We start from the raw sequence: 15,704 nt of genomic DNA, 5'->3' as shown, positions 1-15,704 counted from the left end.
TCACAAATGAGCGTTCTCACAAGGACCGTCTTGCCGGTTCTGCTGCTTGGCAGCCTGTTGACCGGTTGCGCCACTCACAGCGATGGCACTGCCCCCCTGAATCAACGTACCTGGCCGATCTGCAGCGTCATTGGCGGCCTGGTCGGCGGTGGCCTGGGCGCTATCGAAAGTGGCGGTTGGGCGGCCGGTGGTGCGGCGCTCGGTATCTTGACCGGCGGCTTGATCTGCTACGCCCAGGATGGCGACGAAGACAGCGACGGGGTCTTCGACCGCCGCGATCGTTGCCCGGATACACCGGAAAATACCCCGGTCGATCATCGCGGTTGCCCGTTGCCGCAATACCCGGTCAGCGTCAAACCCGTAGAACCGGCACCGGTCTCCGAAGTCATCACCCTGAGCGACGCCGGCAACGTGCTGTTCGCTTTCGACAAATCCGACCTGACGCCAGCCGCCCGCAGCCAACTGGATGCGCTGATGGCGAAGTTGCAGAACGCCGACGTGGTCAGCATCAAGGTGGTGGGCCATACCGACAGCAAAGGTTCGGATGCCTATAACCAGGCTTTGTCGGAACGTCGCGCCAGCAGCGTGGCTGCCTACCTGTTGAGCCAGGGCCTGGCGCCCAACAAACTCACCAGCGAGGGCAAGGGCGAAAGCCAGCCAGTGGCCGATAACGAAACGGAAGAAGGGCGGGCGCAAAACCGACGTGTGGAATTGCACATCAACCGCTGACGCATGACGTAGAGCCTCGATCTAGAGCCGCCGGGTGACCAAAGTCGCGAATCCGGCGGCCGTCTGGATGAATTTTCTCTTGCCCACTGGCGCATCCCTTGCGGAAGCCGTTACTGTGCGCTCAAAGAATAATTCTCAACGGGGGAGCGTATGAAGGTGTTTTGGGGGCTGGGGAAGCTGTTGACCCTGCTGTTCTGGTTGGTGGTGCTGGTCAATCTGCTGATCCCGTTTATCAATCCGCTGCACCTGCTGGTCAACATGGCCGGGGCGCTGCTGGCGGTCATCCATTTTCTGGAAGCTCTGCTGTGCTACCGCAGCCTCAGAGGCCGCGCCCACCCATGGCGTGATCGCTTGAAGATTCTGTTCTTTGGCGTTTTCCACCTGCAAACCATTCCGGCCCCGGCCGTACCAGGGGCTTCCCATGCGTAAACTCTGTCTGCTCGCTACATTCATCAGCCCACTCGCCTGTGCCCAAGTGGTGAGCGTCGAAACCAACTCGCTGATGCGCTTGCCCAACACGGCCAGCTCCTTGCAGCTGGAAAAACTTGAAGTCGCCGATTACGGCACCCTGCTGATTCCCTCGAACGTTACTGAAGTGACGGTCGGCGAATTGCACCTGGGGCGTGACGCGCGGATCGCCATCGTGCCCGGCGAACAGGCGCTGGAATTGAAAGTCAGCCGCGCCGAGTTGTCCGAAGGCAGCCTGATCACCGCGCGCGGTGCACCGGGAACTTACCTCAAGGCTGCGCGCTCCGGGCGTAACCTGAACTTGCAGATCAAAGCGCTGAGCGCACCGACATTGACCGTGGACGCGCGCGGTGGTGCAGGGGCGCCGGGGTTCGTTGGCCTGGATGGCGCCAACGGCGAGGAGCCGGGCTGCACTTGGGGCCAGGCTGGTCGCGGGTTTGACGGCAGCAATGGCAGCGACGGTCAGCCAGGGGCGGCGGGTGCGCTGGTGCGCCTGGAAGTGCCGCGTGATTACCCGGTGGAGCAGATCAAGGTCCAGGTCGCCGGCGGTGCTGGTGGCTTGGCCGGCCCTGGTGGTAAACCGGGCGCGGGCGGCAAGGCCAAGGGTTGCCTGGTGTACAAGGCCGATGGCGGCAAGAGCGGGCGTCCAGGCGTTGATGGTCAGCCAGGGCCTGCCGGCGCGGCGGGGGTGGTGACGGTTCAGCGGTTGTAATGCCGTTACTGATTGTTCCCACGCTCTGCGTGGGAATACAGCCCGTGACGCTCTGCGTCACTGGACGCGGAGCGTCCCTTGAGGCATTCCCACGCAGAGCGTGGGACGATCATCTGTAGGAGCGAGGCTTGCCCGCGAAGCTGTTAGAACATCGGCCGCGCCGCCGCAATCGCCACCAACACCATCCCGACAATCAGATTGATCCCCACCAACTTGCGAATCTTCCCCAGCGCCGCCGCACCTGCCGGCCAATCCTGCGCGTCCACCGCCGTACGCAATTCCGGTAGCAACAACGCCTGAATCCGGATAAACAGCGCGGTCATCACCACGTACAAGCCCATCATCACCTGCACATAACGCGGCGCCATTTCAAACCCGGCGAACTGCAGGTGAATCATGCCTACGCCGCTGATCGGCAAAAGCACCACCGCGACCCAGACCCAGCGGAAAAAACCTTGAAACACTTCTACCCACAGCTTCAACCGGCCAGGGCCTTCCAAGGCCTTCATCGCCGCCGGGCGCAGGACCATCCAGGCGAAAAACATGCCGCCCACCCACACCAGGGCGGACAGGACATGCAGGGTATATAACAGGCTAAACACGGTCATTGAGGTACTCCGTTCTGCGCGGGATTAATTAGCGCGGTATGATAGCCGCCATCCGAAACCACTGAAAATTTATCCAGCGTTTTTTGCGCCCGACAATCCATGATCAGCACCGAACTCAAAACCACGATCCAGGGCGCCTACACGCGTTTTCTTGAAGCCAAGAGCCTCAAGCCGCGTTACGGCCAACGCCTGATGATCGCCGAAATTGCCAAAGTCCTCGGTGACATCGACACCGACGACGAAGGCCGGCGCAGTGGAGACCCCGCGATTGTCGCGGTGGAAGCCGGCACCGGTACCGGTAAAACCGTGGCCTACAGCCTGGCGGCGATTCCGACGGCGAAGGCTGCCGGCAAACGCCTGGTGATCGCCACAGCCACGATCGCCCTGCAAGAGCAGATCGTGTTCAAGGATTTGCCCGACCTGATGCGCAACAGCGGGCTGAATTTCAGCTTCGCCCTGGCCAAGGGCCGTGGACGCTACATGTGCTTGTCCAAGCTCGACATGTTGCTCCAGGAAGGTCACGCACAAACCGCCACCGCGCAGTTGTTCGAAGAAGAAGGCTTCAAGATCGAGGTCGATGAGGCCAGCCAGAAGCTGTTCACCAGCATGATCGAAAAACTCGCCGGCAATAAGTGGGATGGCGACCGCGACAGTTGGTCCACCGCCCTCGAAGACGCCGACTGGGCGCGCCTGACCACCGATCACAGCCAGTGCACCAACCGTCATTGCCCCAACTTTGGCCAGTGCGCCTTCTACAAGGCCCGCGAAGGCATGGGCAAGGTTGACGTGATCGTCACCAACCACGACATGGTCCTGGCCGACCTGGCCCTGGGCGGCGGCGCCGTGCTGCCGGACCCGCGCGACACCATCTACGTGTTCGACGAAGGTCACCACCTGCCGGACAAGGCAATCGGTCACTTCGCCCACTACACGCGCCTGCGTTCCACTGCCGACTGGCTGGAAACCACCGCCAAGAACCTCACCAAACTGCTGGCCCAGCATCCATTGCCGGGCGATCTGGGCAAGTTGATCGAACAGGTGCCGGAGTTGGCCCGCGAGATCAAGACTCAGCAGCAGTTCATGTTCACCGCCTGCGAACAGGTCGCCGATTTCAAGCCCGGCGAAGACGTCGAAGGCCGTGAGCGGCCGCGTCACCGCTTCGTGGCCGGGGTCATCCCCGAGCACATGCGCGAGATGGGCGTCGAGCTCAAGAAGGGCTTTGCCCGCCTGACCGACCTGTTCACCCGCCTCACCGAACTGCTCAAGGAAGGCATGGACGGCGAGGTCAACATCGGCATCGCCAGCAATCAGGCCGAAGAGTGGTATCCATTGTTTGGCAGCCTGTTGTCCCGTTCTTCGGGCAACTGGGAATTGTGGGTCGCATTCACCGCCGAAGACCCGGAAGACAACCCGCCGATGGCCCGTTGGCTGACCCTGGCGGAAAGCGGTTCGCTGTTCGACATCGAGGTCAACGCCAGCCCGATCCTTGCCGCGGAAATGCTTCGCCGCAACCTGTGGAACGTGGCCTATGGCGCGCTGGTGACCTCGGCGACCCTGACCGCACTCGGTACCTTCGACCGCTTCCGCATGCGTGCCGGCCTGCCGAAAAAAGCTGTCACCGCTGTGGTCCCGAGCCCGTTCCATCATGCCGATGCCGGCGTGCTGCGGGTGCCAGACCTGAAGGCCGATCCGCGTGACGCGCCGGCCCACACCGCCGCGATCATTCGTGACCTGCCGTCACTGGTGGAAGGCTCACGGGGCACTTTGGTGCTGTTCTCATCACGCAAACAGATGCAGGACGTGTTCGACGGCCTGGATCGCGACTGGCGCAAGCAAGTGTTCATTCAAGGCAACCTGTCGAAACAGGAAACCCTGAACAAGCACAAGGCGCGGGTCGATGGCGGGGATTCCAGCGTACTGTTCGGCCTGGCGAGTTTCGCCGAAGGCGTCGACTTGCCCGGTGCCTATTGCGAGCACGTGGTGATCGCGAAGATTCCATTCTCGGTGCCGGACGATCCGGTGGAAGCCGCGTTGGCCGAGTGGATCGAAGCCCGGGGCGGCAATCCGTTCATGGAAATCTCCGTGCCGGACGCCTCGCTGAAACTGGTCCAGGCTTGCGGTCGCTTGCTGCGTACCGAAGAGGATCGCGGCACCATCACTTTGCTCGACCGACGGCTGGTGACCCAGCGTTACGGCAAAGCGATCCTCAATGCGTTGCCACCCTTCCGGCGTGAAATTTCCTGATACACCGGTGGGCAGTTTTGCCCACCGCGTTGTCTATCTCTCTGTCATCGCTTTTCCACTGGCCATAGTTGGTCGTTAGGGAGAATTTCGTTCTCATGATTCGTCGTTCGTTGCCTGCTGTATTTGCCCTGTTGTTCGCAACGCCGTTGCTGGCTGCCCCTGCGGGCCAGCAGACGCTGTTCAACTTTGTGCGCCCCGCCGATGTGGTCACGGTGGCGACCCAGGACGCCAGCCTGCCGCAATCCAACGCCGAGCAAACGGCCGAAGGCGAAGTGCTGCGCCGGGTAACCTTCAACCCGGTAGCCCAGCCGACCTTGCGCCTGACCCCGCAAACCGGTGCCTGGGACTGGTCGCAGTCGGGCGTCATGACCTTGCGGGTCCAGAGTGCCATGGACTGGGCCGTGACCCTCTACGTGAAAATCCAGAGCAACGACGGCAAGACCCTGATCAGCCGCGTCGACCTGCCGGCCGGCCCGGCGCAAACACTGCTGGTGCCCTTGGTCGCCAGTTCACCGTTGAGCCAGGGCATGAAAGCCGGGCCGCCGATGCCGATGACCGTCGACGGTCAGCGCGTGTTGCTGTCCAGCAGCAGCGGTGAACTGGATCGCAGCCAGGTGGTGTCGGTGAGTTTGTCGATGGACCAGCCGAAAGTTGCCCAGAGCATCCTGCTGGAACGCTTCGGCGTGCAGGACGGCGAGGACGTGAGCAAAGCCGTGTATGGCGCGCTGGTGGACACTTACGGTCAATCGACTCGGGCCAAATGGCCGGAAAAAGTCAGCAGTGACGAGCAGCTGAAATCCGCCGCCGCCAAAGAACAGCAACAACTGAAAACCTGGCTGGCCGAGCGCGAGAAATCATCCCTGGACAAGTTCGGTGGCTTGAACAAAGGCCCGGCGTTCAAGGCCAGCGGCTTCTTCCGCACCGAGAAGCGCGATGGTCGCTGGTATCTGGTGACGCCGGAAGGGCATCCGTTCTACTCCCTTGGCGTGAATACGGTCGCCCCTGATGTTGATCAAACCTACATCGCCGGTCGTGAGTGGATGTTTGAAAACCTGCCAAAGCCCGACGAACCGCTGGCCAGCCACTATGGCGAAGGCGACAACCGTGGCGGCAACGGTGCCGATCAGGGTCGCGCCTACAACGTTGGTCGCTGGTACGACTTTTATGGCGCCAACCTGCAGCGGCTCTATGGTGAACCGTGTGCGGTGACCAGTGAAACCAAGGCCGGCGTTGCCGAAGCGGCCAAAGCTGACGCGGTGGCACAGACGGCGGAAAAAGCTGCGGAGCAACCTGTCGCGCCGACCACCGCCGAATCCGGTATCGCCGAAGCAGCGAAGACAGGCGCTACCGAAGCCACAGTCGCCAAAGCAGTCGAACCCTGCAAAGCCGTGGTCGATGAACAACGCTGGACCCGCCACACCCTGGATCGCCTGCAAGCCTGGGGCTTCAACACGGTCGGCAACTGGAGCGAGCCGGCGCTGGGCGACGCGGATCGCGTGCCGTACACCTTGCCGCTGTCGATCGTCGGCGATTACGCCAGCATCAGCACCGGTACCGACTGGTGGGGCGGCATGCCTGACCCGTTCGACCCGCGATTCGCCATGGCCACCGAGCGTGCCGTGGCCATTGCGGCTCGGGATCACCGCGACGATCCGTGGTTGATCGGCTACTTCGCCGACAACGAACTGGCCTGGGCCGGCCCCGGCGACGACCCGAAAGCCCGTTACGCCCTGGCCTACGGCACGTTGAAGATGACCACCGACGTGCCGGCCAAACGCGCGTTCCTCAAGCAATTGCGCGACAAGTACCGCAACCAGGCGGGCCTGTCGAAAGCCTGGGGCATTGACCTGCCAGCCTGGGAATTGATGGAGGATCCGGGCTTCGAAGCACCACTGCCAAGCGCCGATCACCCGGAAATCGAAGCCGACTTCAAATACTTCCAGAAGGTCTTCGCCGACACTTACTTCAAGACCATTTCCGATTCGCTGAAATGGCACGCGCCGAACCAGCTGTTGCTGGGTGGCCGTTTCGCTATCAGCACCCCGGAAGCCGTCGAGTCCTGCGCGCAGTATTGCGATGTGTTGAGCTTCAACATGTACACCCTGCAACCCCAGGACGGTTACGACTTCGCCAAACTGCGCAGCCTGGATAAACCGGTGCTGATCACCGAGTTCAACTTCGGCTCGGCGGATCGCGGCCCGTTCTGGGGCGGTGTGACGCAACTGGCGAAGGAAGAAGACCGTGGCCCGGCCTACGCCAACTTCCTCAAACAGGCGATGAGCGAACCGTCGATTGTCGGCGTGCACTGGTTCCAGTACCTCGATCAACCGGTGACCGGGCGCTTGCTGGATGGCGAGAACGGGCACTTTGGCCTGGTAGGCATTACCGATCTGCCGTTCCAGGGCTTTGTCGACAGCGTGCGCAAAAGCAACCTGGCGACTGTCAGTCAACTGGGTAAAGAGGCCGAGAAAGCCAAGGCCGAGGCGGATAAAGCCAGCCACGAAGCCGAGGGCGGCCGCAAAGGCGACGCCGGTAAAGGCCCGGGTGCCGGGCATGCGGGCGGGCATTCGGGTAATGGTCATTAATAGTTGAGACCCCTGTGGCGAGGGAGCTTGCTCCCGCTGGGCTGCGAAGCGGCCCCAAAACCTGCAACGACGGTGTTTCAGACACACCGCATGCAATGGTTTTACGACTGCTTCGCAGCCGAGCGGGAGCAAGCTCCCTCGCCACAGGTACATCACATGTTTTCCGAAAAAATCTATAGGCGGCTACACCGCCCAGCCCGCCCTTGTTCCCAAAACCCTCCAGGGCTGGAACAATGCGGACCACTTTGTAGAGCGTTTATCCGGGGGAGTTGCGTTTGCAGATTCAGGGTCATTACGAGCTTAAGTTCGAAGCGGTGCGCGAGGCCTTTGCCGCACTGTTCGACGATCCCCAGGAACGTGGCGCGGCGTTGTGCATCCAGGTCGGCGGTGAAACCGTCCTCGACCTCTGGGCCGGTACCGCCGATAAGGACGGTCTTGAGGCCTGGCATAGCGATACCATCGCCAACCTGTTCTCCTGCACCAAGACCTTCACCGCCGTCACCGCGCTGCAACTGGTGGCCGAAGGCAAGCTGCAACTCGATGCCCCGGTGGCCCGCTACTGGCCCGAATTTGCCGCTGCCGGCAAAGAATCCGTAACGCTGCGCCAATTGCTCTGCCATCAGGCCGGCCTGCCGGCTCTGCGCGAGTTGCTGGCGCCCGAAGCCTTGTATGACTGGCAAACCATGGTCGACGCGCTGGCCGCCGAACAACCCTGGTGGACGCCGGGACAAGGCCACGGCTATGCCGCGATCACCTACGGCTGGCTGGTCGGCGAATTGCTGCGTCGTGTCGACGGTCGCGGCCCTGGCGAATCCATCGTCGCGCGGGTGGCCAAGCCGTTGGGCCTGGACTTCCACGTCGGCCTGGCGGACGAAGAGTTTCACCGCGTGGCGCACATCGCCCGGGGCAAGGGCAACGTCGGCGATGCCGCGGCCCAGCGCCTGTTGCAAGTGACGATGCGCGAACCGACGGCCATGACCACCCGGGCCTTCACCAACCCGCCGTCGATCATGACCAGCACCAACAAACCGGAATGGCGGCGCATGCAACAACCCGCCGCCAACGGCCACGGCAATGCCCGCAGCCTGGCCGGGTTTTATGCCGGTTTGCTGGACGGCAGCCTGCTGGAAAGCGAAATGCTCGATGAGCTGACCCGCGAACACAGCCTCGGCGACGACAAGACTTTACTGACCCGGACCCGTTTTGGCCTGGGTTGCATGCTCGATCAACCGGAGGTGCCGAATGCCACGTATGGCCTCGGTCCACGGGCGTTCGGCCACCCTGGCGCGGGCGGTTCCATCGGTTTTGCTGACCCAGAGCACGACGTGGCTTTCGGCTTTGTGACAAATACCTTGGGGCCGTACGTCTTGATGGATCCACGCGCGCAGAAGCTCGTACGGGTGCTTGCCACTTGTCTGTAAAGCGTCGTTGAAAGGTTTGGCACCGGAACCTCGTTACCTTTTTCGATTCAAAGCGTCTGTTTATGCGGTCCGATGTGGGCTTGTGTTTATTACTTCATTTTGTGGATATCCAATGTCATCCAATAAAACTCTTGCTCTGGCACTGTGCTTCGCCGTTACCGGTTGCGCGCAAACTCCGCAAAATGACGCCGATGGCACCAGTCACTGGTGGCAGTTCGGTTCTTCCGACAAAGTCGCCGCCAAAGCCCCGGCCCCAGCGGTCGATCCGCTGAAAGCGGAGATCACCGCCCCGGTGGTCAAGGCTGAAAGCAGCAGCCGCTGGTATTGGCCGTTCGGTTCCGATGATGGCGCCGATAAGCCCGTCGCCAAGGCCGACGTCAAACCTGAAGCTAAACCGGCAGAAGTCGCCAAGGCTGACGCCGACGCGGGTGGCAAGTGGTGGTGGCCGTTCGGTGGCAAAGATCAGAGCACCGCCAAAGCCGTGCCGATGCCCGATCCGAAAGTGACCCAGGCCTGGCTCGACGATTACGAACCGCGCCTGCGTGACGCGATCAAGGACAGCAACCTGAAACTGGAGCGCCGTGACAACGTGCTGGTGGTAACGGCGCCGGTGGATGGCTCGTTCAACCCGGATCGCCCGGCCATGCTGCTGCCGGTCACCCTTGGCCCGTTCAGCCGCGTCGCGAAAATCCTTGAAGTCGATCCGAAGACCGCGGTGCTGGTCCTCGGTCACAGCGATACGTCGGGCGCGGCGCCGGCCAACGTCAAATTGAGCCAGGAACGTGCCCAGGCTGTGGCGGCGATCTTCCGTCTCAGCGGTTTGCAGCGCGATCGCCTGATGCTGCGTGGCATGGGCGGCGAAGCCCCGCGTGCCGCCAACGACAGCAATGAAGGCCGTGCCTTGAACCGTCGTGTGGAACTGCTGGTCACTCCGCAAAACACCATGGTGGCGTTGCTGAGCAAGTACAACATGCCAGCGCCGGCACCGGTCAGAATGGTGGCCGCCCAGGACGTCAAGCCAGTAGTCAAACCTGTCACCCCGGCGCCAGCGGCCAAGAAAGCCGCTGCGCCAGCCGCGAAAAAGGCACCCGCCAAGAAAGCCGCAGCCAAGGCTCCAGCCAAGAAAGCTCCGGCCAAAGCCGCGACCCCGGCGAAAAAGCCTGCACCGGCCAAAGCCGCTGCTGACTCGAAGAAAGTCGTCGCTACGGATGCTGCGAAGAACTGATCGTTAACCAGAAGGAATGTGCCATGACCCAGGCCCTGGCTGATATGCGTCGCGACTACACCCGTGATGGCCTGACCGAGGCTCAAGCCCCGGCCGAGCCGTTCGCGCTGTTCCATCAGTGGTTCGCCGATGCGGTGAAAACCGAACAGGTGCCGGTCGAGGCCAATGCAATGACCCTGGCCACCGTCGATCTGGACGGTCGGCCCCATTGCCGCATTCTGCTGCTCAAGGGCCTGGACACTCAGGGCTTCACCTTCTTCACCAACTACGACAGCGCCAAGGGCCAGCATCTGGCGGTGAACCCGTTCGCCGCCATGACCTTCTTCTGGCCGACCCTGGAGCGCCAGGTGCGCATTGAAGGGCGGGTGGTGAAGGTCACGCCCGAAGAGTCCGACGCCTACTTTCAGGTACGCCCCCTGGGCAGCCGTCTCGGTGCCTGGGCTTCGCCCCAGAGCCGGGTGATTGCCGATCGTGGTGAACTCGAAGAATTGCTCAAAATCACCGAGCAGCGCTTCAGCGATACCCAGCCACACTGCCCGGAACACTGGGGCGGTTACCGTTTGCTCCCCGAGCGCATCGAGTTCTGGCAAGGCCGTCCGAGCCGCCTGCACGATCGCCTCAACTACCGCCTGCAAGACGCCGACTGGATTCTTGAACGTCTGGCACCCTAAGCAGTCTACCGACCGGGATAGCCTGCCGCAGCGGCCTCAAGCCATTGCGGCAGGTCCCGACGCTTGATTCTCTGCGCTTGAGCGTTCGCCAGTTGCTGGAGCATGAAGGCTTTTTTATGCTCATCCTTACCAGCCAAGGCTAACGCCAGATCGCGGTCCATCCAGCGTTTGATCCGGACGTACAACCACCCGTGGAAGTACAGACCGGCCACGGTCGTGACGACAATGATGAAGTAATCCATGAAAAATCCTTGGGTCAATGGCGCAGGTTTTGGTAATTGCCGCTACTGTGGTGTGAGTTCAGAGGTGTCTGTACCGGGCCTGAATGAAACCAATTTTATCCGGGCGATGCCGTGACAGGCGTCAAGCTGCGGAGTTTAATGAACACCTGTCCTTTGGAGTTGATGCTATGCGTAAGTCTGTTTTGCTGGTTGCTTCCTTTTCCACGATGGCGATGTTGCTCACCGGCTGCCAATCCAGCCTGACCGGTGACTCCTACTCCCGTGACGAAGCGCGTCGCGTGCAGACGATTCGCATGGGCACCATCGAATCCCTGCGCCCAGTGAAAATCGAAGGCACCAAGACCCCAATCGGCGGTATCGCCGGTGCGGCAGTGGGTGGTGTTGGCGGCAGCGCCATCGGTGGCGGTCGCGGCAGCATCGTTGCTGCGGTCATCGGTGCGGTTGCCGGTGGCCTGATTGGTTCGGCTACCGAAGAAGGCCTGACGCGTGCCCAAGGCGTAGAAATTACCGTGCGTGAAGACGACGGCAGCATGCGCGCCTATGTGCAGCAGGTTCAGGAGAATGAAGTGTTCCGTGTGGGTGAGCGGGTGCGGATTTCCACGGTTGATGGGACTAGCCGCGTTTCGCACTAAGCGGAAGCGCAGGGTAAAAGAAAACCCCGATCAGGTGACTGGTCGGGGTTTTTTATGCGAGTAGAAAAATTACTTTCTTGCATGGCTTACCGCTGGATAGTCTCGATTCATTCTGTGCACACCAGTTGTACGATCTTATTTGCACCCATAAGGGGTTTTCCGGTCCAGTCTTCCAGTACCTTTATTTGTTCTGGAGACAAGTCGTAACCGTCGAATTCGTCGTCCGGTTGTTGCCAGTTCATCAGCGCTCTCAACGCTTCGCTTCGACTGGCGGGGACATCAACGGTAAGAAGCAGATCTTCAGTCCGACTATCGAAAACTTCTATAACATGTTTCATTTTTCTACTCTCCTAGCCGGATCGGCAGGCTTTGTCTGTTCTCCGGTTTCCGGATCGTACTCTCCAAGATGTTTTCCTTGTTTCGTGTACAACTCAACCTTGCCATGTTGTGAGTCCCATTCATAAATTCTCCCTGACAGATCTTTCCAGCGTCTGCGTTTTTTTCCGCCGCCCCGCACGGAGGTTTTCATCGGCGCAGGTTTTACATCTGGAAAAGCTGGTAATGCTGGTGGCGCTGGGTGGTACTGCTTATCTCCCGGAACACTTAGAACAATGTAAACCGGCCGCACCCCCGACCCCACCGGAAACACAAGAATGAAATCCTTGTACTCAGGCGGATAAACCGGGTTCACGATGATGCTATCCGCCGCTTTCGTCGGCGGGTAAACCCAGATGTGCGGGGCTTGTGGTGCGGCTTCGAGCGCGGGAATACCGAGGATGTCGGAACCGTCCACCGCCGGGGTCCAGATCAGCTCAACGCCATCCCCGAGGTCAGCCACTTGCCTGTTATCGCGCAAATCGAATTGCGCGACGTCGACCATTTCCCAATCGCGGTTCTTGCCGGTGTAGAAGGCGTAACCCTTGAGACTGCCATCAGCCTGTTGCTCGATTCTCAGCCGAACACGGGTGCGCGCTTGCTTGAGTGCGCGCAATTGTTCTTCGGTGTAGAGCGCGCTATCGCCCAGGCTCGGCGTCCAGAACAGCGCGGCCAAACCGGCCAATGCGGTAGCACCCGCCACACCGATTGCCGGTATGGCCGGAAAGCGTAACGCGAGTCGCCCGATGTCGAGCGGCTGTGTGTTGCCGCTGATCGTCTCCAGATTCAGCAGCCCGGCTTCATCCACCTCGCGAGCACCCAGCCAGGCGACTTCCCCGTAATCCTTGAGGCTGTCGGTGGGCACCATCCCCGAAGGGTTGGCGTAATCGATGATGGCGTCCGGCAGCTTGCAGGACTTGGCGAAGACGCAGCCCGCGCGAGGGGGTTCGTCTTTGGAGGAGGTGAGCGGAAGATTGCGTTCGAAGGCGTCTTGCCGGGCAAGCATGGCCTCGTAGGCACTTTGCCGAGCGTCCCGCTTGGCCAGTTCGGTGGCGGTCATGAAGCGGTGAGAGACGCGATGCCCATCACCTGATGGCGGGTTTTTAACCCGGGGGATGTCGTTGTTGCCAGCCACTGATCGTCCTTGAAAATTCGTCCATCGACAGCCCCCAAAAGGGGCTGTGCGACGTTAACGAACGTGGCTGATCGTGGCTGTAGGACGAGTCTTCAATGTCCTTAGGAGTGTTCTCTGTTAGTCAGGATTGCAGCACGACACGCTTGCGACTCGCCGCCGCCGTCACCGCATAACCAATCAACGCCGCGAGAATCGAACCGGTCAAGATCCCCATCCGGTCCATCCCGGCGTAGTCACTGGTGCCCGGCACAAACGCCAGGGACCCGACAAACAGGCTCATGGTGAAGCCGATACCGCAGAGGATCGCCACGCCCAGCACCTGGCCCCAATTGGCGCCTTGGGGCAGGGCGGCGATGCCGGCTTTTACCGCCAGCCAGGTCAGGCCGAACACGCCCAGGGTCTTGCCCAGCAGCAGGCCGACGGCGATGCCCATCGGCACGTGGTGGGTGAAGCTTTCCACGGTCACGCCGCTGAGGGACAGGCCGGCGTTGGCGAAGGCGAACAGTGGCAGGATGCCGTAGGCCACCCACGGGTGCAGCGCGTGTTCCAGGGTCATCAGCGGCGACGGTTCGGCATTTTTGGTGCGCAATGGAATGCAGAAGGCCAGGGTTACGCCAGCCAGTGTGGCATGGACACCGCTCTTCAGTACGCACACCCACAGGATCAACCCGATGATCATGTACGGCCCGAGCTTGACCACGCCGAGCCGGTTCATCGCGATCAGCGCGACGATGCAGGCCCCGGCCAGCGCCAGGGACAAGGTCGACAATGTGCCGGAGTAGAAAATCGCGATAACGATGATGGCGCCGAGGTCATCGATGATCGCCAGTGTCATCAGGAACAGCTTCAGCGACACCGGCACCCGCTTGCCGAGCAAGGCCAGCACGCCGAGGGCGAAGGCGATGTCGGTGGCCATCGGGATCGCCCAGCCACCCAGCGCCGACGGATCGTCGCGGTTGATGAACCAGTAGATCAGCGCCGGCACCACCATGCCGCCAATCGCCGCCGCGCCGGGCAGGACGATTTGCGAGGGTTTCGACAGCTGGCCGTCGAGAACTTCGCGCTTCACTTCCAGGCCGATCAGCAGGAAGAACATCGCCATCAGGCCGTCGTTGATCCACAGCAGCAGGGGCTTGGCGATTTTCAGCGCGCCGATCTGGGCCACCACGGGAGTGTCCAGCAAGCCGTTATAGAGCCACGACAACGAGGAGTTGTTGATGATCAGAGCCAGGGCTGCGGCGGCGATCAATAACAGACCGCTGGCAGCTTCCAACTGAAAGAAACGCGTGAACGTGCTACGCAGAGGCAAGGTCGCTCTCCATCGATGAATTCAAAAGGTGGCACACCCTAACCCGTACCGTTAGTTGTTAAAACAAAAGTTATATTCTTTTTTGTTATATGCCGTTACAGCGCGAACGGCTGCAAAGCCCAACGAGGACTGAGCCTAGCAGTTGCCGGACGTATTGGACCTCAGCTGTATCTGTGCGTGGTGTAGGTTTTTTCCTAAGCTTAGGGGCTGAGCCTTGCGACAAGGCCGACTATTCAACGAGATCACCACCATGAGCGACACCCGACAGTGGGCCCGCGAAGCCATCCGGATCATCGAGGCCGACTTCCAGCGCAGCGCCGACACCCACCTGATTCCCTTGCCGCTGCCGGGTCTGCCGGGCATCGAGTTGTACTTCAAGGATGAGTCCAGCCACCCCACCGGCAGCCTGAAACATCGTCTGGCCCGTTCGCTGTTTCTCTATGCGCTGTGTAACGGCTGGCTCAAGCCCGGCGCGCCGGTGATCGAGGCGTCCAGCGGCTCGACGGCGATTTCCGAAGCGTACTTCGCCCGTTTGCTCGGCTTGCCGTTCATTGCTGTGATGCCGGCGACCACGTCCAAAGAGAAGATCGCGCAAATCGCGTTTTACGGCGGCAAGAGTCACTTGGTGGACGATCCGACCCAGATCTACGCCGAGTCCGAGCGCCTGGCCCGGGAAAACGATGGCCATTTCATCGACCAGTTCACATACGCCGAACGCGCCACCGACTGGCGGGCGAACAACAACATCGCCGAATCGATCTTCCAACAGATGCGCTTCGAGCAGCACCCGGAGCCGAGCTGGCTGATTTCCAGCCCCGGCACCGGCGGTACCACCGCAACCCTCGGCCGGTACGTGCGTTATCGCCAGCATTGCACCCGCGTGTTGTGCGCCGATGCCGAGCGTTCGGTGTTCTTCGATTACTACCAGACCGGTGATGCGAGCCTGCGTCTGGACTGCGGTTCGCGGATCGAAGGGATTGGCCGGCCACGGGTGGAAGCGTCGTTCCTGCCCAAGGTGATCGATGCCATGGTCAAGGTGCCGGATGCGCTGTCGCTGGCGGCCATGCATTACCTGGCGCAGCGCCTGGGTCGGCGCGTGGGCGGGTCGAGCGGCACTAATCTGATTGGCGCCTTGATCGCGGCGCAGCAGATGGCGGCGGCGGGGGAGTCGGGGTCGATCGTGGCGATCCTGTGCGACGGCGGCGAACGTTATGCCACCACCTATTACGACCAGGATTGGCTCAAGGGCCAAGGGTATGAATTGAGTGGTTTGATCGATGCCGTGGCGGCGAGTGTCGAACGCGGCGAACCGCTGCCGGCCACCGTACTACGCGCCAACATCTGACCC

Annotated in this window: 15 protein-coding genes; 10 read left to right on the top strand and 5 right to left on the bottom strand. The window is 61.3% G+C overall.

The window, feature by feature from the left end:
* Nucleotides 1-6: 6 nt before the first annotated feature.
* The 3 genes from HKK52_RS13965 (at nucleotide 7) to HKK52_RS13955 (ending at nucleotide 1,909) form a co-directional block, all read left to right on the top strand.
* Entirely contained in the window at nucleotides 7-729 is a 723-nt protein-coding gene (locus HKK52_RS13965; protein ID WP_169371312.1) for an OmpA family protein, read from the top strand.
* A gap of 150 nt (nucleotides 730-879) precedes the next feature.
* Nucleotides 880-1,158 (top strand): DUF1145 domain-containing protein, encoded by a 279-nt coding sequence (locus HKK52_RS13960; protein ID WP_169371311.1) that lies wholly within the window; start codon nucleotides 880-882, stop codon nucleotides 1,156-1,158.
* On the top strand, nucleotides 1,151-1,909 hold the full coding sequence (locus HKK52_RS13955) for a collagen-like triple helix repeat-containing protein (RefSeq protein WP_169371310.1): 759 nt from the start codon (nucleotides 1,151-1,153) through the stop codon (nucleotides 1,907-1,909). The genes HKK52_RS13960 and HKK52_RS13955 overlap by 8 nt, the downstream gene beginning before the upstream one ends.
* 143 nt (nucleotides 1,910-2,052) lie before the next feature.
* Here the strand turns inward: HKK52_RS13955 and HKK52_RS13950 are convergent, their stop codons facing one another.
* Nucleotides 2,053-2,517: a CopD family protein gene (locus HKK52_RS13950; RefSeq protein ID WP_169371309.1), complete on the bottom strand. Its 465-nt coding sequence runs from the start codon at nucleotides 2,515-2,517 to the stop codon at nucleotides 2,053-2,055.
* Between the two features lie 99 nt (nucleotides 2,518-2,616).
* Between HKK52_RS13950 and dinG the strand changes: the two genes are divergently transcribed.
* The 5 genes from dinG (at nucleotide 2,617) to pdxH (ending at nucleotide 10,663) form a co-directional block, all read left to right on the top strand.
* Nucleotides 2,617-4,761: an ATP-dependent DNA helicase DinG gene (gene dinG / locus HKK52_RS13945; protein ID WP_169371308.1), complete on the top strand. Its 2,145-nt coding sequence runs from the start codon at nucleotides 2,617-2,619 to the stop codon at nucleotides 4,759-4,761.
* A gap of 95 nt (nucleotides 4,762-4,856) precedes the next feature.
* Nucleotides 4,857-7,346 (top strand): beta-agarase, encoded by a 2,490-nt coding sequence (locus tag HKK52_RS13940; RefSeq protein WP_169371307.1) that lies wholly within the window; start codon nucleotides 4,857-4,859, stop codon nucleotides 7,344-7,346.
* Between the two features lie 275 nt (nucleotides 7,347-7,621).
* On the top strand, nucleotides 7,622-8,767 hold the full coding sequence (locus tag HKK52_RS13935; protein WP_169371306.1) for a serine hydrolase domain-containing protein: 1,146 nt from the start codon (nucleotides 7,622-7,624) through the stop codon (nucleotides 8,765-8,767).
* Between the two features lie 112 nt (nucleotides 8,768-8,879).
* Complete coding sequence (locus HKK52_RS13930; RefSeq protein WP_169371305.1) at nucleotides 8,880-9,992, top strand: OmpA family protein; 1,113 nt, start codon at nucleotides 8,880-8,882, stop codon at nucleotides 9,990-9,992.
* Nucleotides 9,993-10,015: 23 nt separating this feature from the next.
* Nucleotides 10,016-10,663 carry a pyridoxamine 5'-phosphate oxidase gene (gene pdxH / locus HKK52_RS13925; RefSeq protein WP_169371304.1) on the top strand — a complete coding sequence of 216 codons (648 nt, stop codon included), beginning with the start codon at nucleotides 10,016-10,018 and terminating at the stop codon, nucleotides 10,661-10,663.
* 5 nt (nucleotides 10,664-10,668) lie between these two features.
* Here pdxH and HKK52_RS13920 read toward each other — a convergent pair whose 3' ends face one another.
* Nucleotides 10,669-10,905 (bottom strand): hypothetical protein, encoded by a 237-nt coding sequence (locus tag HKK52_RS13920; RefSeq protein WP_169371303.1) that lies wholly within the window; start codon nucleotides 10,903-10,905, stop codon nucleotides 10,669-10,671.
* Nucleotides 10,906-11,072: 167 nt separating this feature from the next.
* Between HKK52_RS13920 and HKK52_RS13915 the strand changes: the two genes are divergently transcribed.
* The gene (locus HKK52_RS13915; protein WP_133837333.1) at nucleotides 11,073-11,537 is read left to right on the top strand and encodes a glycine zipper 2TM domain-containing protein; all 465 of its coding nucleotides are present in this window, start codon (nucleotides 11,073-11,075) and stop codon (nucleotides 11,535-11,537) included.
* 107 nt (nucleotides 11,538-11,644) lie between these two features.
* Here HKK52_RS13915 and HKK52_RS13910 read toward each other — a convergent pair whose 3' ends face one another.
* The 3 genes from HKK52_RS13910 to nhaA all read right to left on the bottom strand — a co-directional run bounded on the left by HKK52_RS13910 (nucleotide 11,645) and on the right by nhaA (nucleotide 14,356).
* Complete coding sequence (locus tag HKK52_RS13910; RefSeq protein WP_169371302.1) at nucleotides 11,645-11,875, bottom strand: DUF7683 domain-containing protein; 231 nt, start codon at nucleotides 11,873-11,875, stop codon at nucleotides 11,645-11,647.
* Nucleotides 11,872-13,047, bottom strand: coding sequence for a colicin E3/pyocin S6 family cytotoxin (locus HKK52_RS13905; protein ID WP_169371301.1), 1,176 nt, complete (start codon nucleotides 13,045-13,047; stop codon nucleotides 11,872-11,874). The genes HKK52_RS13910 and HKK52_RS13905 overlap by 4 nt, the downstream gene beginning before the upstream one ends.
* Before the next feature lie 121 nt (nucleotides 13,048-13,168).
* Nucleotides 13,169-14,356: a Na+/H+ antiporter NhaA gene (gene nhaA, locus HKK52_RS13900; RefSeq protein WP_169371300.1), complete on the bottom strand. Its 1,188-nt coding sequence runs from the start codon at nucleotides 14,354-14,356 to the stop codon at nucleotides 13,169-13,171.
* Nucleotides 14,357-14,606: 250 nt separating this feature from the next.
* On the opposite strand from nhaA, the gene HKK52_RS13895 reads away from it, so the two are divergent.
* A complete protein-coding gene (locus HKK52_RS13895) occupies nucleotides 14,607-15,701 on the top strand; it encodes a PLP-dependent cysteine synthase family protein (protein ID WP_169371299.1) in 1,095 nt (364 codons plus the stop codon).
* The last annotated feature ends 3 nt before the right edge of the window (nucleotides 15,702-15,704 follow it).

Origin of the sequence: Pseudomonas sp. ADAK2, from assembly GCF_012935755.1 — a bacterium.
Classification (GTDB): Bacteria; Pseudomonadota; Gammaproteobacteria; order Pseudomonadales; family Pseudomonadaceae; genus Aquipseudomonas.
Note: the sequence above shows the minus strand (reverse complement) of the source record. Positions and strands in the feature narration are given on the sequence as shown.

What these genes read in the sequence shown, in the direction of transcription:
- HKK52_RS13955 (WP_169371310.1), top strand. Translation starts at nt 1,151, where the DNA reads ATGCGTAAACTCTGTCTGCTCGCTACATTCATCAGCCCACTCGCCTGT.
- dinG (WP_169371308.1), top strand. Translation starts at nt 2,617, where the DNA reads ATGATCAGCACCGAACTCAAAACCACGATCCAGGGCGCCTACACGCGT.
- HKK52_RS13910 (WP_169371302.1), bottom strand. Translation starts at nt 11,875, where the DNA reads ATGAAACATGTTATAGAAGTTTTCGATAGTCGGACTGAAGATCTGCTT.
- pdxH (WP_169371304.1), top strand. Translation starts at nt 10,016, where the DNA reads ATGACCCAGGCCCTGGCTGATATGCGTCGCGACTACACCCGTGATGGC.
- HKK52_RS13965 (WP_169371312.1), top strand. Translation starts at nt 7, where the DNA reads ATGAGCGTTCTCACAAGGACCGTCTTGCCGGTTCTGCTGCTTGGCAGC.
- HKK52_RS13930 (WP_169371305.1), top strand. Translation starts at nt 8,880, where the DNA reads ATGTCATCCAATAAAACTCTTGCTCTGGCACTGTGCTTCGCCGTTACC.
- HKK52_RS13950 (WP_169371309.1), bottom strand. Translation starts at nt 2,517, where the DNA reads ATGACCGTGTTTAGCCTGTTATATACCCTGCATGTCCTGTCCGCCCTG.
- HKK52_RS13895 (WP_169371299.1), top strand. Translation starts at nt 14,607, where the DNA reads ATGAGCGACACCCGACAGTGGGCCCGCGAAGCCATCCGGATCATCGAG.
- HKK52_RS13960 (WP_169371311.1), top strand. Translation starts at nt 880, where the DNA reads ATGAAGGTGTTTTGGGGGCTGGGGAAGCTGTTGACCCTGCTGTTCTGG.
- HKK52_RS13940 (WP_169371307.1), top strand. Translation starts at nt 4,857, where the DNA reads ATGATTCGTCGTTCGTTGCCTGCTGTATTTGCCCTGTTGTTCGCAACG.
- HKK52_RS13915 (WP_133837333.1), top strand. Translation starts at nt 11,073, where the DNA reads ATGCGTAAGTCTGTTTTGCTGGTTGCTTCCTTTTCCACGATGGCGATG.
- HKK52_RS13920 (WP_169371303.1), bottom strand. Translation starts at nt 10,905, where the DNA reads ATGGATTACTTCATCATTGTCGTCACGACCGTGGCCGGTCTGTACTTC.